This is a genomic window from Moraxella tarda (assembly GCF_035181405.1).
In the GTDB taxonomy this organism is placed as follows: Bacteria; Pseudomonadota; Gammaproteobacteria; order Pseudomonadales; family Moraxellaceae; genus Moraxella.
The window spans coordinates 1-25,468 of the sequence record NZ_JAYGGV010000007.1; the positions used below are offsets into that span (position 1 = coordinate 1).

General features: G+C 43.3%; 20 protein-coding genes and 2 tRNA genes. 13 read left to right on the forward strand and 9 right to left on the reverse strand.

Annotation, left to right across the window (positions count from 1 at the left end; translation table 11 throughout):
- On the reverse strand, nt 1-3,734 hold a 3,734-nt coding region (locus U9670_RS07855; protein WP_323843770.1), incomplete at its 3' end, for an ESPR-type extended signal peptide-containing protein.
- A gap of 948 nt (nt 3,735-4,682) precedes the next feature.
- Between U9670_RS07855 and ccoG the strand changes: the two genes are divergently transcribed.
- Nucleotides 4,683-6,128 (forward strand): cytochrome c oxidase accessory protein CcoG, encoded by a 1,446-nt coding sequence (gene ccoG, locus U9670_RS07860; protein WP_416381521.1) that lies wholly within the window; start codon nt 4,683-4,685, stop codon nt 6,126-6,128.
- Nucleotides 6,129-6,404: 276 nt separating this feature from the next.
- Nucleotides 6,405-6,956 carry a FixH family protein gene (locus U9670_RS07865; RefSeq protein ID WP_323842367.1) on the forward strand — a complete coding sequence of 184 codons (552 nt, stop codon included), beginning with the start codon at nt 6,405-6,407 and terminating at the stop codon, nt 6,954-6,956.
- 187 nt (nt 6,957-7,143) lie between these two features.
- On the opposite strand, the gene U9670_RS07870 is transcribed toward U9670_RS07865, so the two are convergent.
- Nucleotides 7,144-8,136 carry a LysR family transcriptional regulator gene (locus U9670_RS07870; RefSeq protein WP_323842366.1) on the reverse strand — a complete coding sequence of 331 codons (993 nt, stop codon included), beginning with the start codon at nt 8,134-8,136 and terminating at the stop codon, nt 7,144-7,146.
- A 37-nt stretch (nt 8,137-8,173) separates the two neighbouring features.
- The gene (locus U9670_RS07875; protein WP_323842365.1) at nt 8,174-8,680 is read right to left on the reverse strand and encodes a L,D-transpeptidase family protein; all 507 of its coding nucleotides are present in this window, start codon (nt 8,678-8,680) and stop codon (nt 8,174-8,176) included.
- Nucleotides 8,681-9,061: 381 nt separating this feature from the next.
- Here U9670_RS07875 and argG point away from each other — a divergent pair, with 381 nt between their 5' ends.
- The 8 genes from argG to U9670_RS07915 all read left to right on the forward strand — a co-directional run bounded on the left by argG (nt 9,062) and on the right by U9670_RS07915 (nt 15,862).
- Entirely contained in the window at nt 9,062-10,399 is a 1,338-nt protein-coding gene (gene argG, locus U9670_RS07880; protein ID WP_323842364.1) for an argininosuccinate synthase, read from the forward strand.
- Nucleotides 10,400-10,515: 116 nt separating this feature from the next.
- Nucleotides 10,516-11,763, forward strand: a complete 1,248-nt coding sequence (locus U9670_RS07885; RefSeq protein ID WP_323842363.1) for an exo-alpha-sialidase — start codon at nt 10,516-10,518, stop codon at nt 11,761-11,763.
- Between the two features lie 19 nt (nt 11,764-11,782).
- The gene (locus U9670_RS07890) at nt 11,783-12,418 is read left to right on the forward strand and encodes a V-type ATP synthase subunit I domain-containing protein (protein WP_323842362.1); all 636 of its coding nucleotides are present in this window, start codon (nt 11,783-11,785) and stop codon (nt 12,416-12,418) included.
- The gene (locus tag U9670_RS07895; protein WP_323842361.1) at nt 12,337-13,047 is read left to right on the forward strand and encodes a LysE/ArgO family amino acid transporter; all 711 of its coding nucleotides are present in this window, start codon (nt 12,337-12,339) and stop codon (nt 13,045-13,047) included. The genes U9670_RS07890 and U9670_RS07895 overlap by 82 nt, the downstream gene beginning before the upstream one ends.
- Nucleotides 13,048-13,269: 222 nt before the next feature.
- A complete protein-coding gene (gene pyrC, locus U9670_RS07900; RefSeq protein ID WP_323842360.1) occupies nt 13,270-14,328 on the forward strand; it encodes a dihydroorotase in 1,059 nt (352 codons plus the stop codon).
- Nucleotides 14,328-15,005 carry a ribonuclease T gene (rnt, locus tag U9670_RS07905; protein WP_416381522.1) on the forward strand — a complete coding sequence of 226 codons (678 nt, stop codon included), beginning with the start codon at nt 14,328-14,330 and terminating at the stop codon, nt 15,003-15,005. The genes pyrC and rnt overlap by 1 nt, the downstream gene beginning before the upstream one ends.
- Nucleotides 15,006-15,131: 126 nt before the next feature.
- Nucleotides 15,132-15,620 (forward strand): YajQ family cyclic di-GMP-binding protein, encoded by a 489-nt coding sequence (locus U9670_RS07910; protein WP_323842358.1) that lies wholly within the window; start codon nt 15,132-15,134, stop codon nt 15,618-15,620.
- 166 nt (nt 15,621-15,786) lie between these two features.
- Nucleotides 15,787-15,862: transfer RNA gene (locus tag U9670_RS07915), tRNA-Glu, on the forward strand.
- A gap of 132 nt (nt 15,863-15,994) precedes the next feature.
- On the opposite strand, the gene queF is transcribed toward U9670_RS07915, so the two are convergent.
- The 4 genes from queF to U9670_RS07935 all read right to left on the reverse strand — a co-directional run bounded on the left by queF (nt 15,995) and on the right by U9670_RS07935 (nt 19,423).
- Complete coding sequence (gene queF, locus U9670_RS07920; RefSeq protein ID WP_323842357.1) at nt 15,995-16,846, reverse strand: NADPH-dependent 7-cyano-7-deazaguanine reductase QueF; 852 nt, start codon at nt 16,844-16,846, stop codon at nt 15,995-15,997.
- A gap of 93 nt (nt 16,847-16,939) precedes the next feature.
- Nucleotides 16,940-17,710: an ABC transporter permease gene (locus U9670_RS07925; RefSeq protein ID WP_323842356.1), complete on the reverse strand. Its 771-nt coding sequence runs from the start codon at nt 17,708-17,710 to the stop codon at nt 16,940-16,942.
- Nucleotides 17,707-18,699: an ABC transporter ATP-binding protein gene (locus tag U9670_RS07930; protein ID WP_323842355.1), complete on the reverse strand. Its 993-nt coding sequence runs from the start codon at nt 18,697-18,699 to the stop codon at nt 17,707-17,709. Before U9670_RS07930 ends, U9670_RS07925 begins: the two co-directional genes overlap by 4 nt.
- A 154-nt stretch (nt 18,700-18,853) precedes the next feature.
- Nucleotides 18,854-19,423, reverse strand: a complete 570-nt coding sequence (locus U9670_RS07935) for a c-type cytochrome (RefSeq protein ID WP_323842354.1) — start codon at nt 19,421-19,423, stop codon at nt 18,854-18,856.
- 310 nt (nt 19,424-19,733) lie between these two features.
- Between U9670_RS07935 and U9670_RS07940 the strand changes: the two genes are divergently transcribed.
- Nucleotides 19,734-19,810: transfer RNA gene (locus U9670_RS07940), tRNA-Arg, on the forward strand.
- A gap of 61 nt (nt 19,811-19,871) precedes the next feature.
- Here U9670_RS07940 and guaB read toward each other — a convergent pair.
- Complete coding sequence (gene guaB, locus U9670_RS07945) at nt 19,872-21,344, reverse strand: IMP dehydrogenase (protein ID WP_323842353.1); 1,473 nt, start codon at nt 21,342-21,344, stop codon at nt 19,872-19,874.
- Nucleotides 21,345-21,609: 265 nt separating this feature from the next.
- Between guaB and U9670_RS07950 the strand changes: the two genes are divergently transcribed.
- Both U9670_RS07950 and U9670_RS07955 read left to right on the forward strand, forming a co-directional pair.
- Nucleotides 21,610-22,440, forward strand: a complete 831-nt coding sequence (locus U9670_RS07950; protein ID WP_323842352.1) for a DsbC family protein — start codon at nt 21,610-21,612, stop codon at nt 22,438-22,440.
- Between the two features lie 177 nt (nt 22,441-22,617).
- Entirely contained in the window at nt 22,618-23,922 is a 1,305-nt protein-coding gene (locus tag U9670_RS07955) for a homoserine dehydrogenase (RefSeq protein ID WP_323842351.1), read from the forward strand.
- A 62-nt stretch (nt 23,923-23,984) separates the two neighbouring features.
- On the opposite strand, the gene cysS is transcribed toward U9670_RS07955, so the two are convergent.
- Entirely contained in the window at nt 23,985-25,424 is a 1,440-nt protein-coding gene (cysS, locus tag U9670_RS07960) for a cysteine--tRNA ligase (RefSeq protein WP_323842350.1), read from the reverse strand.
- Nucleotides 25,425-25,468: the final 44 nt, after the last annotated feature.

Sequence of the window (25,468 nt, forward strand, 5' to 3'; positions counted from 1 at the left end):
GCTACACCTGCTTCACCTTTAGGACCTACTGGGCCTTCATCACCTTTAGGACCTGCTGGGCCTGCTGGACCGGCTACACCTGCTTCACCTTTAGGACCTACTGGGCCTGCTGGACCTGCTGGACCGGCTACACCTGCTTCACCTTTAGGACCTACTGGGCCTTCATCACCTTTAGGACCTGCTGGACCTGCTGGGCCTGCTGGACCGGCTACACCTGCTTCACCTTTAGGACCTACTGGACCTGCTGGACCTGCTGGACCTGCTTCACCAGTGTCGCCTTTAGGACCTTGAGGACCGGCTACACCTGCATCACCTTTAGGACCTTGAGGACCGGCTACACCTGCATCACCTTTAGGACCTTGAGGACCGGCTACACCTGCATCACCTTTAGGACCTTGTGGACCGGCTACACCTGCATCACCTTTAGGACCTTGTGGACCGATGGCACCTGCTGGACCTGCTGGACCTGCTTCACCAGTGTCGCCTTTAGGACCTTGTGGACCGGCTACACCTGTATCACCTTTAGGACCTTGTGGACCGATGGCACCTGCTGGACCTGCTGGACCTGCTTCACCAGTGTCGCCTTTAGGACCTTGTGGACCGGCTACACCTGTATCACCTTTAGGACCTTGTGGACCGATGGCACCTGCTGGACCTGCTGGACCTGCTTCACCAGTGTCGCCTTTAGGACCTTGTGGACCGGCTACACCTGTATCACCTTTAGGACCTTGTGGACCGATGGCACCTGCTGGACCTGCTGGACCTGCTTCACCAGTGTCGCCTTTAGGACCTGCATCACCTTTAGGACCTTGAGGACCGATGGCACCTGCTGGACCTGCTGGACCGGCTACACCTGCTTCACCTTTAGGACCTACTGGGCCTGCTGGACCTGCTGGACCTGCTTCACCAGTGTCGCCTTTAGGACCTTGTGGACCGGCTACACCTGCTTCACCTTTAGGACCTACTGGGCCTGCTGGACCTTGTGGACCGGCTACACCTGTATCACCTTTAGGACCTTGTGGACCGATGGCACCTGCTGGACCTGCTGGACCTGCTTCACCTTTAGGACCTGCTGGACCTACTGGACCTGCTACACCGGCTGGGCCTTGTTCACCGCGTTCACCTGCTGGGCCTGCTGGGCCTGCTGGACCTGCTACACCGGCTGGGCCTTGTTCACCGCGTTCACCTGCTGGGCCTGCTGGACCAGTTTCACCGCGATCGCCTTTAGCACCATTTCTGATGTTCATGACTTCTCGGCGGCCATCTGGGTGGACGATGGTCAAATCATAACCACCCTCAACATCTTGCTTGGTGATGCTAGTACCCTTGACGGTAACCACATGAAGAAGTTTATCTCTATCACCTTGGGCCGATATCTGCACGCCATTTTCACCAACAAATCTAACCTCATTGGTGGAATGTACAGCTTCTTTATAGATATTTGGGCCACCAGCGGCATTAGCAGTCGTTAGGTACCAAGCCATGTGACGAATATCGCCTACTGTAGCAGCAACACTGTCTTCGACTCGCTTGGCACTAAAATTGGTTACACCACCTGCATCTCTACCCAGACCACTGGTTAAATTATTCAAAACCACAGGAGTGGTAGTGCTACCTGCCGCATCTTGTAATGAGACGATCACCTGATTATTAAGCACAGGGCGAGATTGAGTATCAATAAAGCTACCGTCAGCTTTCTTAAAGAGCTTGGTGCCATCTGCTTTGGTATAAACCATCGGCACTTGATCTAAAGTTCCCTTAGCGACAGAAAACAGCTGCGAGCCGTTCACTGCATCGGTAGAGGTGGCTGAGATCTCACCAGCTGCCACATTCTGAATGCGGCGTTCTTTGCCAGCAGAGCCGACAGTAACCGCACCGACAGGGGTAGGGCCAGCAAAGTCAGTAAAATCGGTGCCACTAATATTCACCGAACTGACCGTAGCCTTACCTGCAGTGGTAGGGAAAGTAGGGCCAAGTCTGCCAGTCGCAGGACTATCAGGCGAGTCATCACCACGCACCACAAGCGAATATTGCTTAGTGCCAACGGTATTGCCATCTTCAAATCTGGCCGTGCTGCCAGAACCCAAATAAATAGAGTTTGGCACAACACCGACAGTTTCGCTGCCCAGCACATAGGTATTATCCGCTTGTGTGGTTACGCTACTGTTATAACCAAATACACCAGCATTGGCAGATTCTACTCTGGATTCCACACCCACTGCGATAGAATTTGCTGCCATCGCTTGGGCAGATCGGCCCACTGCGGTGGCACCACTTTCTATCGCTAGGGTAGATTGGCCCAGTGCGGTAGAATAGCTTCCTGTCGCTTGGGCACCTTGGCCCAGTGCGGTGGCCTGAATTTTTGTCGCTCGGGCATTATTGCCCACTGCGGTGGCCTGAATTTTTGTCGCTCGGGCAGCGTGGCCCAGTGCGGTGGTTTCAATTGCTGTCGCTTGGGAAGTATTGCCCAGTGCGGTAGAATAGTTTTCTGCCGCTTGGGCCTGTGCGCCCAGTGCGGTAGAACGTTCTCCTGTCGCTCGGGCAGTATTGCCCAGTGCGATAGAATAGCTTCCTGTCGCTTGGGCAGTATTGCCCAGTGCGGTAGAATAGATTCCTGTCGCTTTGGCCCCAATGCCGGCCGCCAATGAATTCCTGCCTAAGGCACCGCCTTTGGATTTGATACTGCCCTTGTTAGTATCAGAATCACCCGCTTCTTGAGTATCTGTACCATCATTGACATGGAAGTAAGTAGGGGTACCTGCCACTGCTTTTAACTGTGCCACATTGACCGCATCAGAGTCGGCACTCCCTGCGGCCACATTGATGATTTGACGGGTTGTGTTGGTATTACCTACTGATACCGCACCATTGTTTGTGCCTTTGACGGTTGCCAAAATCTCTGCGTTATCTTCTGTGGTATTGGTTGGTGAGTACACGCTGTTTGGGGCAGCATTCGGTGTGGTGCTGGCCGTGGTTGTACCTTCTGGCAGTCCAGCACGATCTGCCAAAGAGAGCGAACCCAATGCAATTGAACCTTGTTTTTTTGCAATAGCATTTACACCAACAGCAATGCTTTCTTTAGCCATAGCAGTAGAACTTACACCGACAGCGAGACTTGTCTCACTCATAGCTTTGGCAGCCGCACCTAATGCGGTTGCAGCAATTTCGCTCGCTTGAGCATATGCACCAAAAGCTGATGCATGCTCGCCATCAGCTTTTGCTTTGCTGCCCACTGCCGTACCATATTTAGCATTTACTCTTGTACCATAGCCAATTGCTGTGGCATATTCACGATCAGCCCAAGCACCGTAGCCCAATGATATCCTACCATATATTGGCTGAAAGAAATAACTCATATTGCCTTTATAAGCACCATTACTACCACAACGTTCCAATACTTCATCATAGCTATCACCCGCATTCCCTCCATCCAACCTACCGTTGAATCCTGGGCTAACACAATAATAATCTATTCCGCCTTCTAGAATGGGTTTAATAGTGGCATCTGTTGGAAGAGGGACTGGTTGAAGTTCAGTAAATTCAGCAGCTGCATTTGGAATAGCCAGTATGACCGAAGCAGCTAATGCACTTAAAGTTAATATTTTGACTGGTGTTGATGATTTTTTGACGGTGCCGACGGTGGCAGTGCCTTTGCCTTGGGCTTGGGCGTATTCACATACAGCTTGAAAGGTTTGGGTGGATTTATTAAAAATCACACGGTAGATATTATTCATAGACATTTCTCATAAAAATAGCAAACAGATTTTGGATACGCATCATTATCCTTTGATTTAGTGTTAAACTAAATGTCTTGTAACAAAAAAGTAACTTAAATGATATTTAGTATACAGATAACAATATGCGAATTAAGACTCTCTCCACACGCCAAGCAATCAGCTTATTCATCAAAACACCATGTATCACAACCTTTTACATGACTTTTTATATTGTCTGTATTGGTCTGCTGTTGGTGTCTGTTATGGCAGTGCATAGCGGGGGGGGGGGGGGAGATTTTGCGCAGCTATTATAATGACTTTTTTGGGGTTTGGGTAGTGATTTGTGCACTATTTTGTTAACAAATTGTAAATAAGTGCTGTTGGTCATGAGTGTCATTGGCAGTTGGTACACATCTTGTCATGGGCATTTTTTATATATTTTTTATATAATAGACTTTCTGCAAAACCCCGAGTTAAGGGAAACCGTTCGTGGTGAGCCTGTCGAACCATGACGGTTTTCGCTACCCTTCGACAAGCTCAGGGCGAACGGAAAACCTAGTTTTGCAGGAAGCTTAATAGATACAAGTGTTCACCTAGTCTGACAGCCATTTATTGCCAAATGATGATTCACCGCTTGCCATCACTTGATCAAGTTTTGATACATGGCATGATGGCAATATGGTAAAAACATAGTAGAAATATTATAGAAATAGTATAGAAATATCATAGAAACAACATAGCAATCATCGCATCACCTCGCCATCATTGTTGTATGCTCATGTTTTATGATGATGAAAAATGCACCGATATTTATTGAGAAAGATTGTTGATAATTACAAAACAATCGCCAATCATGATGGCAAAAATGCTAAAATACACCCACAAAAAATGATGAATTCATTAATAAACATTTGTCATTATCATTATAAATAATAAATAGCCAAATAAATAACTAAGGTTATTATCATGCCAAACAACCCAATCCCAACCAAACCAAAAAAACAGCGTCCACCACCAGAAAAAATCATTCCGCATTCTAAGGACATGGACGCCACCAAGCATCGTGTCCACCCTCGTTTTACCAAAGGCAAATATCAAAACATACGCCTGATCACCATGTATGCAATATTGGTGGGGTTTTTAATCGCCCCTTGGTTACGCTGGAATGGACGACAGGCGATACTGCTTGATGTCATTGAACCAAGATTTTATATCTTTGGGGCGACTTTCATGCCACAGGATTTTTATTTCTTTGCATTCGTGTTCATCATCGCTGCCATGACCTTATTCATGGTTACTGTCTATGCTGGGCGTGTGTGGTGTGGCTATGCCTGCCCACAGACCATCTATGTGCATCTGTATCAACACATAGAAAAATGGGTCATCGGCGAGCGTAACAAACGCATCAAGTTTGACAAACAGCCTTGGAATGCCGAAAAAATCCTAAAAACTTTGTTGATTCACAGCATTTGGCTGATTTTCTCTGCGGTTACCGCTTTGACATTCATCGCCTTTATCACTGGAACAGATGATTTGTTTTTTAATGGACATACGCTGTTTTTTATGGGTTGGGGCAAGATGACATGGGTATTTTTCTTATTGATTACCTTTGTTACCCAGACCAATGCAGGCTATATGCGTGAACATATGTGCGTGCATTTGTGTCCGTATGGTCGCTTTCAGTCGGTGATGTTTGACAAAGATACCTTGCTTGTCTCTTATGATTATCAGCGAGGTGAGCCTCGTGGGGCTCGCAAAAAAGGCGACCACCCAGAGGGATATGGCGACTGCGTGGATTGTAGTATGTGCGTGCAGGTATGCCCAACAGGCATTGATATCCGTGATGGGCTACAAGTGGAGTGTATTCAGTGTGCCGCTTGTGTTGATGCGTGCAACGAAATCATGGATAAAGTGGGCTATCCACGAGGGCTGATTCGCTATACCACCGAACGGCAAATGCTTGAAAACCAAAAAACCAAAATCATTAGCCCACGCATCTTTGCTTATATATTTGTGCTGGGTGCTGCCATCACAGCAGCGACACTGGTTGCAACAGGGCGTGCACCACTAGAAATGGAAATCCGCCACGACCGCAAACAAATCAGCACGGTACGACATGGCATGGTAGAAAACAGCTATGTTCTAAAAATCGTCAATAAAACAGACGAGCGTCAAGTCTATAAAATACGCCTAGAACCTGTTGAGGGCATGACGCTACAATCTCGCTTTAAGCAAATCCCATTACAAGCCAATGAGCCATACGATTTGCCTGTGAGCGTCATTGGCGATGCCAGCATCATCAAAGCAGGTGTTACACCAATCACCATCACGGTTTATACCGAAGATGGTAAATACAGTGTCAGCACCCAAGATAACTTTGTTTATGAAACAAAGCAACAATCAGTCAAATAAGCAATTTGATGGGCAATTAGCCACAATACATGGCAACAAACATAGCAACAACGCATAGCAACAACACAACCATAAAACCGCCTTACATGGGCGGTTTTATGGTTTTTGTCTCAAAATTGCCATCACTGATGCCGATTTTTATCTTTTAATCCATGATGAATAATCAATGGTTAAAATCTGCCAAATGTGCTAAAATGGCACAAATATTTGTCATCTTAATCAGCCATGCCCACCAATACCCCCCACCAAAAAGAACCTTGGTACAAAAACCCTTTCATGACCATCTTTGTTGTCGGTCTGCCTGTGCTGGTCGTGGTGGTGTGTATCTTTTTTATTGTGTGGTCGATTCGCATTCAAGACAGCACCGTCAGAGATGACTGGTATATGGACGGCAAAACACTGTATCAAGATGCCACTCGTGATAAGCTGGCACATGATTTAAACATCTCTGGTGTCATGCGATTTGATGATAACAATGTCCACTTTGAGTTACGCTACCCCCAAGACAGCATAGATACTGGCACGCTCAAAGATGGCACGCCCCTACAATACCCAGCAACACTTAGCGTATCCATTTCTCATGCCACTGACAGCAGTCGTGATAAAGATTTTATCATCACGCACATGGGCGATAATGTCTATCAAGGCGAAGTTGCCATAGATGACACGCCTGCCAAATACTATCTACAAGTCAGCAATGAAGGCATTCACAACTGGCGACTGCGTCAAACACAAAAACTCCCTGCCCAAAATGTCGTTTTTGTGCCGTTATCTAGCTTTGATGATAGCAAGCAAGCCCTGCCAGACCAACGAAAAAAACGCTCTTAGATTTTTTTTGATACTTTTGATGGATTTAAGGGCTTTGATTTAAGATTTTGGCAATCATTGGCAACAAGATGCCAATGATTGACAAAACCAAACCAACTTTCCACTTTCCACTTATCTGATTGATACCGATACCAAGCCATCATCATAAGCATTTATCACAGTATCCATTCATCACGGTATGACAGTATCACAGTATTAATGACGAATACTGTTCAGATTGCTCTTGATTTTGTTCTTCGGTGATGACTTGGCGTGCCACATGTATGATGAGCTGTCTTAGCCAGCGATGTGCTGGGTGGTGCTGTAATAATGGCGACCACGCCATGGTCAGCTCAAATTCTGGAATAAAAAACGGTGGCTCTTTGACGATGATTTGCGGATTGTTATGTGCTTGGAGTTTGGCGACACGAGTTGGCAATGTCGCCACCAAATCTTTATTTGCCGCCAGCATCGCAGGCATTTGATAATGGCGAGTAAACACGCTGATTTGGCGTTTTTGCCCAAGTCTTTGTAAAGCTTGGTCAATAGAACCCAATCCACCAGACTTTTCAGGGTTTACCCCAAAACCCACACCCATGCCTGTTTTTGATACCCAGACATGCTGAGCTTTTAGGTAGTTTTTTAGGTTAAATCTATTGACATACGGACTGTCTGCTGATAACAAACAGCTGAAAGTATCTCGCCACACCAGCACCTGATGAAAACTCTGTGGAATCTCATTAAAGCGATTGATTGCCAAATCCACACGCCCTTGCTCCATATCTCGATAAGACACATCAGATGGCGTCAAAAAGTCTAAAATCACATTTGGTGCCTCAGAACGCAGTGCCTTTACCAATCGTGGCACCAAGGTCGCTTCGGCATAGTCGCTTGTCATGATACGAAACACACGAGAGGTGCTGTATGGACGAAACTCAGTTCTTGGTTCAAGCAGGGTACTGACATCAGAGAGTATCTCACGAATGCGTGGTTGAAGCTCACCTGCCCTTTCGGTTGGGGTCATGCCCTCTGACGAACGCACAAGTAATGGGTCATTAAATAAAGACCGCAGACGACGCAAAATATTACTCATCGCAGGCTGAGTGATGCCAAGCTGTTCGGCTGATCTGGTTACATTTTTCTCACGCAAAAGCACATCTAAATAAACCAATAGATTTAGATCAACTTTTTGTAGATTCATGATTTTTCCTTATTCGTTCATCGCATTAACCAACAGCTCACACAATCAGCACAGGCGTGCCAACCTCCACCATATCAAACAGCACAACCAAATCATCATGATGCATTCGCACACAACCATGCGACATTGGCACGCCCATCGGCTCGGTATCTGGCGTCCCATGGATATAAATATAGCGAGCAAAACTATCACAGACGCCATCAGCATTTTCACCTTTATTGATGCCCACCTCACAGCCGTCCAGCCATAAAATTCGGCTCAATATCCAGTCTCTGTTCAAAAATTTTTGCCCCAATGCCTCATCATAAATCTCGCCTGTAAATTGCCTGCCAACAAAGACAGCATTTTTTGGGCATTCGCCGCCAATCTTTTGAGCGATGGTATGGCGACCAAGCGGTGTACAGCCTGTATTTTCAAGCTGACCTGTACCATTTTTGGCGGTAGATATGTCAAAACTTACCAAGACATCATCAGCATCAAGCACGCTCAGACGCTGTGTGGTGGTATCAATATATAGATGAATGCTTGCAGATTGAGAACTCATAGATTATCAAATTAAAAAATGATGGCTATTTTGTAAAATGTTAGTTTAGCAAATTTTCATGGGTTTTGTGCTGATTTTTTTAAAGTCTGGGCAAATTCTATGGTTTTTATGGCAAATTTAAGGCATATTTTTTAATTTTTATCGTTTACCATCAAGATGATTGTTCAGACCATGACCAAGACGGCAGTTTTTGGTAAAAAATACAAAATCCACACCCAAAAGCTCAACAAAAATGCTATAATTTTTGACAACCCTCATGTTTTGACAGACTAAAAATCTGTGGTTTTATTTCAATGTATGTTAATGTACTGTTAAGCAAACAACGCTCTTATTTAAACATCGGTTGTTATTTATTATTTTAGTTTTAAACGGAGTTTTTTTATGTCAAACGCCACCATCTTACAAAACCTGCCTACTGGGCAAAAAGTAGGCATTGCTTTTTCTGGCGGTCTGGACACATCAGCTGCCCTACTATGGATGAAGCAAAAAGGTGCAAAACCATACGCCTACACCGCCAATCTGGGTCAGCCTGATGAAGACGACTACAACGCCATTCCTGCCAAAGCCGAGCAGTACGGAGCCATCAAGGCACGCCTGATAGATTGCCGTATGCAACTGGCCTTAGAAGGCATTGCTGCCATTGCTTGCGGTGCTTTTCATATCACCACAGGTGGTATGCCCTATTTTAATACCACACCACTAGGACGAGCAGTCACTGGCACCATGCTGGTTACCGCCATGCATGAAGACGATGTGCATATCTGGGGTGATGGCTCAACCTACAAAGGCAATGACATTGAGAGGTTTTATCGCTATGGTCTATTGGCCAATCCTGCTCTCAAAATCTATAAACCTTGGCTGGATCAACAGTTTATTGACGAGCTGGGTGGTCGCTCTGAGATGAGTCAGTTTTTGATTGACAATGGCTTTGATTATAAAATGAGTAAAGAAAAGGCATATTCTACTGATTCAAATATGCTGGGGGCAACACACGAAGCTAAGGATTTGGAATTTTTGAATGCCAGTCATAAAATCGTTGAGCCAATCATGGGGGTGCGTTATTGGGACGAAGATGTCAAGATTGATGCTGAAGAGGTGAGCATTTCTTTTGAACAAGGAATGCCAGTCGCCATTAATGGTGAACGCATTGACAACCCTGTTGAACTGATTTTAAAAGCCAACAAAATCGGTGGTCGCCATGGGCTTGGCATGACCGACCAAATAGAAAACCGCATCATTGAAGCCAAATCTCGTGGTATCTATGAAGCTCCCGGTATGGCATTGCTACACATTGCCTATGAGCGACTGGTTACTGGCATTCATAACGAAGACACCATTGAACAATATCGCATCAACGGCCTGCGACTTGGTAGATTGTTATATCAAGGTCGCTGGTTTGACTCTCAAGCTCTCATGCTCAGAGAGACCGCTCAGCGTTGGGTGGCAAAAGCCATCACAGGTACAGTAACGCTAGAACTTCGCCGTGGCAATGATTATAGCATCATCAACACCGAATCAGCCAATCTTACCTATGAGCCAGAACGCCTGTCTATGGAAAAAGTTGAGGATGCAGCATTTACACCACTTGACCGTATCGGTCAGCTGACCATGCGTAATCTTGACATTGCCGACACTCGTCATAAACTTGGCATATACACCCAAGCTGGACTGCTTGGCGTGGGTGCTGGCAATGCCGTACCACAGCTTGGGCAAAAATAATTTTGCCTGCCAGCAAAATAGCCTAAGCCTTTAAACAAGCCATGTCAGCATACAGATGGCATGGCTTATCATCACGATTTTTTATCGCATTTTTTTATCACAATGTAGATTGATTAATGAGCAAATTTTATTATGCACTGATTGCATGGTTTGTGGTACTGCTTGGCTTATTTTACAAACAAAGCACCCAACAAACACCGCCCACTTTCACCCAAACTACCACCACCGCCCAAGCAACAACTCCACAGCTGATCAAAAGTGATGTCTCTCGCACTCACCTTAGCGTACACTCAGCCACCTTAGCCCACATTCGCACCCATCAAGATACAATGCTAATGAGTGCATGGTTTGCAGGCAGTCGTGAAGGTGCAAAAGATGTGCAAATTTATGCATCATTTTTACCCTTGGCGGATTTACAAACGATGCCAAAAACGCCTCATCATCTATGGTCAGAACCGATGGTGATTTTGACACCCGAAGAGCTTGCCCAAAAAAGTGGTACACGCATCAAAAAGCTGGGCAACCCCGTCTTGCACCAAACCAATGATGGCACCATTCATTTATTTGTGGTGGCAACCAGTTATGCTGGTTGGGCAGCATCAAAAATCTATCACTTAACCTCCAAAGATGGCAAAAGTTTTGATTTTAAACAAATTTTACCTTTATCACCTTTTTTAAACATATCGCACTTGGTGAGAGTTTTGCCCATTTCTTTGAGTGATGGCGGTTTTTATTTGCCCATTTATCACGAAATGGCTGCCAAGTTTGAGGTGATTTTGCGTTTTGATGAAGCAGGCAATTTGATGGGCAAAATGCGTCCTAATGGTCTAACCAAAACCCTACAACCCAGTCTTGCCCCCATTTCAAGCACCGATTGCCTCATGGCACGACGCCATCGCCATTCACAGCCACTTTTAATCCAAGAATGTACCGATGGTGGTCAAAAATGGAGTACTCCCACCCCCACCAATGTGGATAATGACAACAGCTCTTTAAATGTCATCGCCATCAATGGCACGCCCTATCTGATTCACAATCAACGCCAAGCGGATAATACTCGATTTTATTTATATTTATCCCAACTGCACAAACAAGATGGGCGTATTAACACCACAAAAACCCTACTTTTAGACACCGCAGATACAGGGGAGGTCTCCTACCCAACCAGCTTGGTGGTGGGTGAGCACTTGCACATTGTCTATACACACGACCGCAAGTCCATTCGTCATATAGCACTCAATCAGGCCTTTATTGATGAAATGGTGGCGTGCCAAAAAATGGGAAAAACGCCACAATATGACGATGAATCCACCGATGCTCATGTAATCCATCACAGCGTAAAAACCCCTTTAATCTGCCGATAAGCTTGCAAGGAGAAAAACCATGACCCATCTTTTTTATCCTATCATCGCTTATGGCATTTTACTGTGGGCGTCTTTGATTTGGTTAATTCATCGCCCTATTACAAGCCGAATTCATCAGCTTTTTTATTATGCCAGCAAGCCAAAATACAGCTTTGGCTTGGCAATTGTGGGCATACTGACTGCATTTTTTGGATTGACTTATTGGCTTGGTATCTTTGGCGAGCCATCTGTTTTGACGGTGCTACTGGCACTGGGATATACCTTAAACCACAGCTTTCATTTACCTCATTTTGCACTTAACAAATCTGCCCAAGCTTGCCTTGGCGTAGGCGCATTACTGATTGTACTGACTTCGCTTGGCTCATTCATTGAGGTAGGTGTGGATTTTTATCATCATACGCTGGGCGTCAATTTGGTCTGGCATTATGTCATTTTTGCACTGATTTGGCTTGTGGCAATGTATCATGATAAAAAAGCACTCATGTTAGGGTGGGTTTGCCTTGTTGGATTTGCACTGTCTGTCATGCAAAGCCCTTTTATTTTGGATTATATGGCAGATGTTTGGTTGTTTTTTTGGGTGATTGGGTTTGGCGTACGATGGGCTTGGCAAAAACTGTTTGGTTTATTGCCCCGCAAACAACCACAGGACTCATAAAACTCATGATTTCTACCATTACTCAAGGCTTTTTTGTTTCTTTTGGTTTGATTGTTGCCATCGGTGCCCAGAATGCTTTTGTACTAAAGCAAGGGCTATTAAAACAGCACATCTTTTGGGTGTGCTTGGTATGCTTGGCGTGCGACATAATTTTGATGAGTGTCGGCGTGTTGGGGCTTGGCAGTCTGATCAGCCAAAGCAAAACAACCACGCTGATTCTTGCGATTTTTGGGGCGATATTCTTATTGTGGTATGGCTTTTGTGCCTTTCGCTCAGCATACCATGGTAACACCAACTTATTAGTTAATGACACTTCCGATAAAACAAGCTTAAAACAAACCATCGCCACCACTTTAGCACTGACCTTGCTCAATCCGCATGTGTATTTAGATACAATCGTTTTGGTTGGTAGTATCGCAAGCCCACTCTCAGATACTCAAAAATACTACTTTCTCATTGGTGCATTTGGTGCATCAGCGATATGGTTTTTTAGTTTGGGCTATGGCTCAAGACTGCTTAGCGTGCTATTTGCCAAGCCAAGCACTTGGCGAATTTTAGACACACTTATTGGTGTGTTCATGTGGTTAATTGCGTTTGGCCTTATGAATTACGCCATCAATTTAAGATAAATTGACTTAACGGCTGTTTTAAGCCCAAAGCCAAGGTGGAGCAATATAAAAAAATACCAAAATTCATCAAAGCTCTGTTTTGATACAAACGCTCATTTCATGCTACAATAAGCAAAAAAATGATTTAAGCAAAACATGATTTTAAACACGACTTTTAGATAGATATTGTGTTATTTATTTTTGTTTATTCTATTTTATCCATTTAGACCAAATGAGCAAAACATGACCACACTCACTCTCATTCAACCAGACGATTGGCATATTCATCTGCGTGATGGTAACGCCCTAAATATCACCGTACCACACGCTGCCAATAGCTTTAATCGTGTTATTTGTATGCCAAATCTGACACCGCCCATCAAGACGACCAGCGACGCTATTGCTTATCGTCAGCGAATCTTAGACGCCTTGGCAAATAGCGACATTAACAATGAGCGAAAATCCAATTTTGACCCACGCATGGTGCTATATCTGACCGACCATACCACAGCTGATGACATTATCCAAGCCAAGGCTTCTGGTATCGTACAAGCCGTTAAGCTCTATCCTGCTGGTGCAACCACCAACTCAGCCGATGGCGTAACAGACATTTTGGGGCTTACCAGCGTCTTTGAAGCCATGCAAAAAGTGGGATTACCTTTGCTTGTACATGGTGAGGTTACACACAGCAACATTGACATTTTTGACCGAGAAAAGCGATTTTTAGATGAGGTATTGTCTGTCATCATCGCAAATTTCCCAGAGTTAAAAATTGTCATGGAGCACATCACAACCGCAGATGCGGCTGATTTTTGTCTGGCTCAAGCAGCACATATCGGTGCAACCATCACACCACAGCATTTATTATTCAATCGCAACCATCTGCTTGTAGGCGGTGTCAAGCCTCATTTTTACTGCTTACCAATCTTAAAACGCGCCAAACATCAAGAACGCTTATTGGCAGTGGCAACCAGTGGCAATCCTAAATTTTTCTTAGGTACAGATTCTGCCCCGCACGCCACTCACACCAAAGAATCTGCTTGTGGCTGTGCTGGTTGCTACTCTGCTGTTCACGCCTTACCCTTATATGCCACCGCTTTTGAAAGCGTCAATGCACTAGACAAGCTAGAAAACTTCGCCAGTGTATTTGGGGCAAATTTTTATGGCCTACCAATCAATACCAGCACCATCACCCTTGCCAAACAACAACAGACCGTGCCTGAGTCCTACAACTATTTAGATGGCAAGACTCTCACACCACTACTGGCAGGGCAAACACTGGCATGGACACAGGTATCATGATGGCACAATTTGCAGATAAGCCATCAACCCTACAGGAGCGTTTTCGTGGCTTCTTACCTGTTGTGGTTGATGTTGAGACCGCAGGCTTTAACGCCCAAACAGATGCTCTACTTGAAATTGCCTGCATACCAATCTTAATGGACGAGGTGGGCAAACTGTATCAAGGCGAGACACTTAATGCCCATATTGAGCCATTTGTTGGAGCAAATCTTGAACCTGCTGCTCTAAAGTTTACAGGCATCAATCCTGACAGCCCTTTTCGTAAGGCCATCAGTGAAGACGAGAAGTCAGCTCTTCGCCGTATTTTTAAGACACTAAAAGAAATTCGCAAACAAGCAAACTGTCGTCAGTGTATTTTGGTTGGACATAACGCACATTTTGACTTAGGTTTTTTAAATGCTGCAATTGCTCGTACCAACAGCAAAAATCATTCGCCATTTCATGCGTTTAGCGTATTGGATACTGCCAGCCTATCTGCTCTTGCTTATGGGCATACGGTGCTGGCTCGCACCTGTGTTATGGCAGGGCTTGGTTTTGATAATACACACGCCCACTCTGCTGTGTATGACACCCAAAAAACCGCTGAACTATTTTGTCAGATTTTTAATGAACTGCCTATGCTACTGAGCACACCAACACAAAATGATGAGACAGACGATGAGTTTTTGGTCGGCTAAATCATCATAAACCTGTTTTATCACCCAAGATGATGATATGGGGCAAGCTGGTTAAAATTTTGACATCAAGCATGATGCCCTATTAATCATCATCAAACTTAATCAATTTTAATAAGGAAAAAAATCATGCCTTCATTTGACATCGTTTCAGAACTCAATGTTCAAGAGGTGCGTAACGCCATTGGCAACACCGACAAAGAAATCGCCACTCGTTTTGATTTTAAAGGTAGCAACATCACTGTCGAGCTGAATGAAAAAAACAAAACCATCACCATTACTTGTGATAATGAACTACAAGCCGATAATGTGTATGCCATCTTTGAAAAACAGCTCATCAAGCGTGGTGTGGATTTGCAATCCCTTGACTCACAGGACAAAGTACAATCAGGCAAAACCACCAAACAGGTCATTAATTTAAAAGACGGACTGGACTCAGATACCGCCAAAAAAATCAGCAAAGCAATCAAAGAATCCGACCTCAAGGTCTCCGCCAGCATTCAAGGTGATAAAATCCGTGTCTCTGATAAGAAAAAAGATAATTTACAAGCATGTATGGCGTTTTTAAAAGAAAAATCTTTTGGCATACCGCTACAATTCAACAATTTTAAAGACTAAAATATCTCTAAAAATCATTAGTCTATAAATTATTTTAACTTTTTTTAAAATAAATTCTTGACGGATAAAAATTATTTGCTATAATAGTCGCACTTTTGAGATACACGGTGAAAGCGTTCAAAAGTTAGTAAAATGGCTTAATTTAAGTTAATTTTACAGTCTTAGTGCTCCATTCGTCTAGAGGCCTAGGACACCGCCCTTTCACGGCGGTAACAGGGGTTCGAATCCCCTATGGAGTGCCAATTTTCAAAAACAGCCTTTGCATTTTAAGGGCTGTTTTTTTATTTTTACAATTTTATTCATAAACATCATTTTTAAAAATACCAATAAAAAGCCGTTTGTTTCACCAAGACAAACGGCTTTTTTATATCAAATCATTGACGCACCAAGCGTTTAACCTTGCCAATCTCAGCATGAAGCACACGCACAGGATTGATGTCTATGCCACCCCGTCTGGTATAGTTGGCCGATACTCGCAAAGCATTCGGTTCAAAGCACATCACCAAGTCAGCAAATATCCGCTCCACACATTGTTCATGAAAGCCGTTATGCTGACGAAATGACAAAACATATTTTAAGAAATTTTTAAAGTCCAACTCATATTTGGTGCTCACATCAATCTGCAACACCCCCCAATCTGGCTGATTGGTAACAGGGCAGTTTGAGCGTAACAGATTACTATAAAATTGATAAGATTTTAATTCACCTTTGGTAGGGTTTTTTAAAACAGTGCCATCAATGTCATCACTTAATAAAACCTCATCACTTTCATCGCTCAGCACATCATCAATGCAATAGCCAACTGGCCGAACAATGTCCAATTCATCAGAATCCAAATCAATGATTTGCACATCAACATCAGCACCCACGCATTGTGATAAATCTTGCTGTATGGTATTTTTTATTGCTTTAATATTGTCAAATTTAGTAAAGTTAAGGCTATTAAAATATAATTTTAATGATTTGGATTCTATGATATTGGGTGAATTGGCAGGAATGGTTAATCTTGCCATTGCCACTTGTGAGACGCCAATCGGATTTAGCCACGATAATTCAAAGACTTGCCACACATCTACGCCCTGATATTCACTTTGGCATACACCACCAAAGCCTGTTTGTTTGATAATTTCATCTCGTCCGATTTGCCGTGAGATGGGGTATAAAATGGTTGGGTCATAAGTTTTGGGATAGCTGGTACTCTCACCCAATACGCCATGAATACTCATCTTTATCTACCTTTTTAAATTCGCCTTTTGACTAAATACAACCATTAAAAATGGCCCACAAAATCACATAAAAATAACACTCGCCTTTTTATTTTAAGATATTCTAATTCGCTTACCATCTAATAATATTTTAAATGCCACGCCATAAAATAACACACAAAATACCAAAATTGCCAGCAATGAATGAACCACATTCACATCAGAATGCCCCAATACCCCATAACGAAAGGCATTAACCATATAAACAATTGGGTTGAGCAATGACAACTGCTGCCAAAATGGCGATAGATTATCCAAAGAATAAAACACGCCACCCAAATAGGTCAAAGGCGTTAAAATAAAACTTGGCACAATAGAAATGTCATCAAAAGAACGGGCAAATACCGCATTGATGAATCCACCCAGCGAAAATAGCACCGAGGTTCCAAGAATGGTCAAAAGCATCACCGCCAAATTGGCAATGAATAAATGCGTAAACAACAACGCCACACTACTCACAATGAGTGCGATGGCAAGACCACGAAATACGCCACCGCCAATATAGCCTAACAATATGGCGTGCTTGGAGATTGGTGATACCAAAAGCTCATCAACACTACCATGAAATTTTGTACCAAAAAAACTTGATACCACATTAGAATAGCTATTAGTAATGACCGACATCATAATCAAACCCGGCACGATGAACTGCATATAATCAAATCCACCCATCTCACCTACTCGGCTACCAATCATCTGCCCAAAAATAACAAAATACAGTGTCATGGTAATGACAGGTGGCAATAATGTCTGTGGCCAAATGCGTAAAATGCGTTTAATTTCTTTGAATAACAAGGCATTAAACGCAACCAATTGAGTATTCATAAGCTCGCTCCACGATTTAGTTTGGTACTTTGATTGTCATCTGCCAGATGACTTATGCCACCTTGAACATGGCTGTCTACCACACCTATGAATAGTTCTTCTAGACGGTTGGCTTTATTTCTCATACTCAGCACCTCTATGTTTGCATCATTAAGTTGAGCAAAAACACCATTCAGGTTTTGCGATTTATCCAAAGTAATTTCTAAAGTTTTGTGATCCACCAAACACGCATGATGCACATTGTCTAATTTTGGCAAAGCCACCAATTCATCTTTTAAATCAAATACAAAGGTTTCTAATGATAATTGTGTGAGTAAAGATTTCATCTCGGTGTTAATCAAAATTTCACCGCAATTTAAGATGGCAACATACTTACAAAGCTGTTCTGCCTCTTCTAAATAATGCGTAGTAAGAATGATGGTTGTACCCTCTTCTTGATTAATACGCACCATAAAATCCCACATAGAACGGCGAAGCTCAATGTCTACACCTGCAGTTGGTTCATCTAATATCAATAACTTAGGTCGATGCATCAAAGCACGAGCAATCATCAGGCGGCGTTTCATACCACCAGAGAGCGAACGAGATTTGGTATGGCGTTTTTCCCACAGCCCCAATTCTTTTAATAAAAATTCAGCTCGTGGCAGTGCATCTGCTTTTTTGATGCCATAATAACCTGCTTGGGTAATGAGTATCTCCAAACATTGCTCAAATTGATTAAAATTAAATTCTTGAGGAACGACACCCAAAAATGACTTGGCAAGACTGGGCTTCTTGTGCAAATCCACACCAAAAATTTCCACCGCACCATCTGTGGGCGGAAATAACGAACTGATGATACCGATCATGGTGGACTTACCCGCACCATTTGCCCCCAAAAGAGCAAAAAATTCGCCTTGTGCTACAGTCAAATTTACCCCATTTAAGGCAGTAAAACCATTAGAATAAGTTTTTTTAAGATTGGTAATTTTTAGGGCAGGTATGGTCATTTTATTTTAACATCGATGAGTTGTTCTTTATGCTAACAACTAAAAACTGGTGGTTTGAATACTAACAAAAAAATATTTTTTGATAAAAACGGCAAATAGCCTAAGCGAATATCACCTAAGCTACTGCCATTTAAATCAAATTATTAAAGATGGACTATTGTAACTGGCTGATGATGTAATCAACAGCGTTTTTCACTTCATCATCAGAAATGTCGGCACCACCACGAGCAGGCATCGCATTAAAGCCATTGATGGCGTGGTTATATAAGGTATCTTTACCTTTGGCAATGCGTGATGACCAATCTGCTGTACCTATTTTTGGTGCACCAATCAAACCTGCATCATGGCAAGTAGCACAGATGGCTTTATACAACATATCGCCTGGGCGAGCCTCACCCTCAACCGCAGCAGCTAGCACAGTGATATTAATATCACACTCTTCGCCATCAAAGCATACTTTGCCATAAGGGGCAATGCGTGAGATGAGTTTTGGATAAAGAGCAATGAGTTTTTTGACTTGATCGCTGTCCTCAGCGATGACCTCTTCTGCTTTTTTTTCAACAAGTACAGCTGCCTCACTTTCGGTAGTAGTTGCAGCAACCTCACTGCTTTCGGTAGCAATATCCGTGGCAGGCTTGGTAGCTTCTTGAGCTTGGCTTGCCATAGTAAAAATCGCCAGCGTAGCAGCGGCAGATAATATTACAATTTTTTTCATTGTCATCATCTCTTCTTAGCCTTGAGCATAAACTCTGGGTAATGAACCTTGGGCAATGACTGGGTGGATAAAACCACAACAATACATTCCCAAACAAATAAAATTTTTCCTTGCTATTATAAGGGAAAAAGGGGACAAAATGCCATGTTTTTTATGTAATATCTCAATAATTTGTAAAATTTTAGCAATATTTTTAAAAATTGACGACTTTTTTAGTCAATGGCTGGTAATTTTCCCAAAAACTTGGTAGAATTTACCCAGTTTTTTGTAGACAGTCTTTAAAAAAACCAATTTGTAAAAATCAAAAAAAAAACAATACGCACCTATAGCTCAGTTGGATAGAGTGTTGGCCTCCGAAGCCAAAGGTCGTGGGTTCGATTCCCGCTAGGTGCGCCATTTTATTAGCCTGTATAAAAAAAATCACCCAATACCATATTGGGTGATTTTTTTATTGAAATTAATTTTGACGATAGTTTGGGGCCTCTTTGGTAATCTGCACATCATGCACATGAGACTCTTTCATACCAGCCGATGTTACCTTCACAAAAGTGGTGTTTTTACGCATCTCTTCAATGGTCTTACAGCCTGTATAACCCATGGATGATTTTAGACCACCAGACAGCTGATTGATAATACCTGCAACAGGGCCTTTGTAAGGCACGCGACCCTCAATACCTTCTGGAACAAGTTTTTCCACACCCTCTTTGGCATCTTGGAAGTATCGGTCAGATGAGCCATTTTGACCGCTCATCGCACCCAGTGAGCCCATGCCACGATACGCTTTATAATAACGACCCTGAAACAGCTCAACCTCACCAGGAGCCTCTTCTGTACCTGCAAGCAAACTACCCACCATGATACATGACGCACCTGCTGCGATGGCTTTTGCCATATCACCAGAGAAGCGAATACCGCCGTCAGCAATGAGTGGAATACGGTCTTTTAGTGCAGTAGCAACATTATCAATCGCACTGATTTGAGGCACACCAATGCCTGCAATAATACGAGTGGTACAAATCGAACCTGGACCAATACCCACCTTCACTGCATTTGCACCAGCATCCATTAACGCAAGTGCCGCGTCACCTGTGGCAATATTACCTCCGATGACTTGGATATTTGGATAGTTTTTCTTAATCCATGCCACACGATCAATCACGCCCTTAGAATGCCCATGTGCAGTATCCACAATAATGACATCGACATTTGCCCCAATCAATGCCTCAACACGAGCTTCAGTATCTGCACCCGTCCCCACTGCAGCACCCACACGCAAGCGACCTTTATCATCTTTACACGCATTTGGATTGTTCTCTGCCTTAGTAAAATCATTGACTGTAATCAAGCCTTTTAAGCGAAAATCATCATCAATAACAACCACCTTTTCAATGCGATGCTCATGCAATAGCGTCTTAATCTGCTCTTGTGGTGTACCCTCTTTAACCGTAACCAACTTATCTTTTGGGGTCATGACATTTGATACAGGCTGGTCAAGATTGGTCTCAAAACGCAAATCACGATGGGTAACAATACCCAACACTTTATCCGTACCACGCTCCACCACAGGCACACCACTAATTTTATGCTCACGGGTAATTTTTAAAAGCTCACCCACAGTCACCTCAGGACATACGGTTACAGGGTCAGCAACCGTACCAGCTTCAAATTTTTTCACATGACGAACACGGCTGGCCTGATGTTCAATATCCATGTTTTTATGAATAATACCCAAACCACCAAGCTGTGCCATCGCAATCGCCATCTTGGATTCTGTTACGGTATCCATGGCAGCTGAGATGATTGGGAGATTTAGGGTAATATCGGTGGTTAGGCGAGTACTAAGATTGGTTTCTTTTGGTAGGACTTCTGAGTAGGCAGGAAGTAGCAGTACATCATCAAAAGTTAAAGCGTCGTAGGCAATGCGTAGCATAGGTTATTTCCTTAGGGATTGACCTACTTAATGAAAGCCAGAAAACCCAACAATCAAAAGCAGGTTATGAAATAACGCCGTATTGTATCAAAATTTATACAAAAAAAGCAAGTTGATTTTGATATTTTTATCACAAAGATTCAATTTAGTTTGGCAGGCTTCATCAAAGCAAAAACCTTAAAAATACACTGGCAATTAAAGATAAGTTTTGGCATAATTGTTTGGTTTTGAATCAATCTATTTTAACCAATGGCGTACTTTTTTTATGATGACCTCTTCTTTTTTTAAGCTGGCAAACAAACCACTACTCATCGCTATATTAGCTTTGAGTCTCAATGCGTGTGGAGAAAAACCCACCAACTCCCAACAAGGGCAACAAATTGCTCAACAAACAACCAAAAAGCCAAGCGACAGCACCCAAAACACTCAATCTGATGCTACCGTGGTATCCGCCTTACAAACAAACCTAAAAAAATCTGGTGTTGATTTGGTTGTAAAATCTGCCACCGCCACACAAATGCAGGGCATATATTGGGTCATGTTTGATGATGCACCCCCAATGTTCACAGACATCAAAGGGGAATATCTGATTCAAGGGCAAATTGCCAAAATCGGCGATAAAACACCAATTGACATCACATCAACCTTGCAGTCCTTACTTGCCAAAGAATTGCTTACCAAAGTCAATCCGTCTGAGATGATTGTTTATCCTGCCACAGGCAAACATCAAGCAGCGATATATGTCTTTTCTGACCCAAGCTGTCATTATTGCCAAAAACTACACAGCGAAATCAAGGACATCACCGACAAAGGCATAGAAGTACGCTATTTGGCTTGGCCTAGAAGCGATAGACTCATTCCTCTCACCGAGGCGATTTGGTGCAGTAACGACCGACACGATGCCTTAACGCGTGCCAAACAAGGGCAAAATATCACCGCACCCACCTGCGACAACCCTGTCAAAAAACACATGGCACTTGGTCATCAAATTGGCGTAGGTGGCACCCCTGCCATTTTCACTGAATCTGGACAACAAATCGGTGGCTATCTGCCTGCAACTGAACTTGCCAGACTTGCCATTGAGTACAAAAATTAAATCACCATGACAACCTAAAAACCTGCCTAATGACACAAAACAACATCGAAACTAACAAAATACAAAAATTTTTATGAAAAAATCTAGCAAGTTTTGTAAAGTTATGTTAAGTTAGGCAGTCATTATTTGATCAATTTAACAAACACAAATTTACCACATAACATCTGAGAAACTCCCGTGAACAAAACCATCAATCTTGCCGTGCTTGGCCTAGGTACTGTCGGCTCTGGTGTGGTTAATCTTTTAAAAGACAACACCAATGAGCTGGCTCGTCGTAGCGGGCACACCATCAATATCACACATGTAGGCACACGCCGCCATCGTGATGACATTGACCCCAATATCAAACAAAACGCTGATTTAATGGCAATTGCTGAAGCTGACGATGTAGATATCGTCATTGAGGTCATTGGTGGCACCGATGTTGCCAAAGATGTTATCATGCACGCCATTCGCCACAAAAAGCATGTCGTTACCGCCAACAAAGCCCTACTTGCTAAATACGGCAATGAAATCTTTGCACTTGCGGACAAGTATGGCGTACAGGTACGCTACGAAGCGGCAGTAGCAGGTGGCATTCCCATCATCAAAATCATTCGTGAAGCCTTAGCAGCCAACAAAATTGACTGGCTTGCTGGCATCATCAATGGTACTGGCAACTTCATCATGACCGAAATGCAAAGCAAAAACCGCAAATTTGGTGATGTACTGACAGAGGCTCAGGCACTAGGCTATGCTGAATCCGATCCCACTTTTGATATTGAGGGCATTGACGCTGCACATAAATTATCTATTTTGGCGTCTATCGCTTTTGGCATTCCAATTCAATTTGAAAAAGTGTATTGTGAGGGCATCACTAAAGTAGGTCTACAAGATGTGATTTATGCCAAAGAATTGGGTTACAACATCAAACATTTAGGTTTTGCCATTCGCCGTGATAATGGCTTTGAACTGCGTGTTCACCCCACTTTGATTCCAGACACCACTTTGCTGGCTAATGTTCATGGGGTAAAAAACGCTGTTATGATAGATGCACACCCACTTGGACAATCGCTATATTACGGCGATGGGGCTGGGGCTGGGGCAACCGCTTCTGCGGTGATGGCTGATGTCATGGATTTGATTTATGTCATCACCGCTGCCACACCAAGCGATGTACCACATTTGGCCTTCGTTCCAGAGGAGCTCTCGGACACTCGCATACTATCTAGCGATGAGATGACCTGCGGTTACTATCTGCGTTTGACCGTCAAAGATGAACTGGGTGTATTGGCGGACACCACTCGCATTTTAAGCGACAACGGCATTAATATTGATGCCATTTTACAAAGGGACGCTCATAAATCAGGATTGGTGCCAGTCATCATCTTGACCCTACCCGTCCTAGAAAAACAAATGAACAACGCCATCAAACAAATAGAACAACTAGACGCTATTACCGAGCCCTTGGTACGCATTCGCCTAGAAAGTCTTGATGAGTGATTGGTTGTGATCAAAAAAAGAGCGTGAGATGAGTTCACGCTCTTTTTTATTGCTTTTTTAGACTAAGCTCTCCGCCAAGTCGTTCCTGAACGGCTGTCTTCAAGCTCCACACCTTGTTCTTTTAGCTCATGGCGAATCTGATCAGCACGAGCGAAGTTTTTATCAGCTTTAGCCTCTGCTCGCTCAGCAATGAGTGCTTCTATCAACTCGGCAGACAAGCCATCATCATTGACACCTGCCTGCAAAAACTTACTTGCTGATGTGGTCAAAATCCCAAGATTGCTTGCCAATGTCTTTAAAAGTATGCCATATTGGACAACACTTCGCTCATCACCTGCCCTGACGGCTTTATTGATCTCGCCTGCTACCGCAAATAGTACACTCACCGCTTTTGGCGTGTTAAAATCATCATTCATCGCAAGAACAAACTCATCAGCAAAACCTTTGGCAAAATCCGTTTGCACAATCACATGATTTACCACAATCTCGCCCATACCTTCGGCAGATTTTAAGGCATGGTACAAACGGCTGATGGCAGCATGACTTTCGTTCAAAGCAACATCAGAGAAATTAACCTGACTGCGATAATGGCTTGATAAAATAAAAAATCTAACCACTTCTCCATGAAACTTGGCAAGCACATCTTTGATGGTAGAAAAATTCCCCAATGATTTGCTCATTTTTTCGCCATCAACATTAATAAAACCGACATGAAGCCAATTGTTGGCATAAGTTTTGCCTGTACAAGCTTCAGATTGGGCGATTTCATTTTCATGGTGCGGAAATTGCAAATCATGCCCACCACCGTGAATGTCAAAAGTCTCACCAAGACAACGGCCACTCATCGCCGAACACTCAATATGCCAACCTGGACGACCATCACCCCAAGGGCTTTTCCATGCAGGCTCGCCCGCCTTGGCAAGTTTCCATAAAACAAAGTCAAATGGGTTGGTTTTATCACCCACCACATCAACACGACTGCCTGCTTGCATTTCATCAAGATTTCGCTTGGACAATTTGCCATAATCTTCAAAACTATCCACTGCATAATACACATCACCACCTTTGGTATAGGCGTGTTTTTTGTCCATTAAAGTACTGATGATATTTTGCATATCATTGATGTGTTCGGTGGCTTTTGGTTCAATATTGGGGCGAAGGCAGCCTAAGCTGTCTGCATCTTCATGCATGGCTTTGATAAAGCGAGCGGTCAGCTCACCAATACTCTCACCATTTTCGTTGGCACGATTGATGATTTTATCATCAATGTCTGTAATGTTTCGTACATAATTTACATCAAAACCAAGCGACATAAGATGGCGATAAATCACATCAAAGGCCACCATCACACGAGCGTGTCCAATATGACAAAAATCATACACCGTCATACCACACACATACATACCAACTTTACCTGCCATAAGTGGCACAAAAACCTGCTTATCTGCAGTCATGGTATTATACATACGAAGATTGGCTTGATGATGGCTAAACATACTCATGGCATATCCAAAAAAAAATTAGAACAATCAATTTAAACGCATTA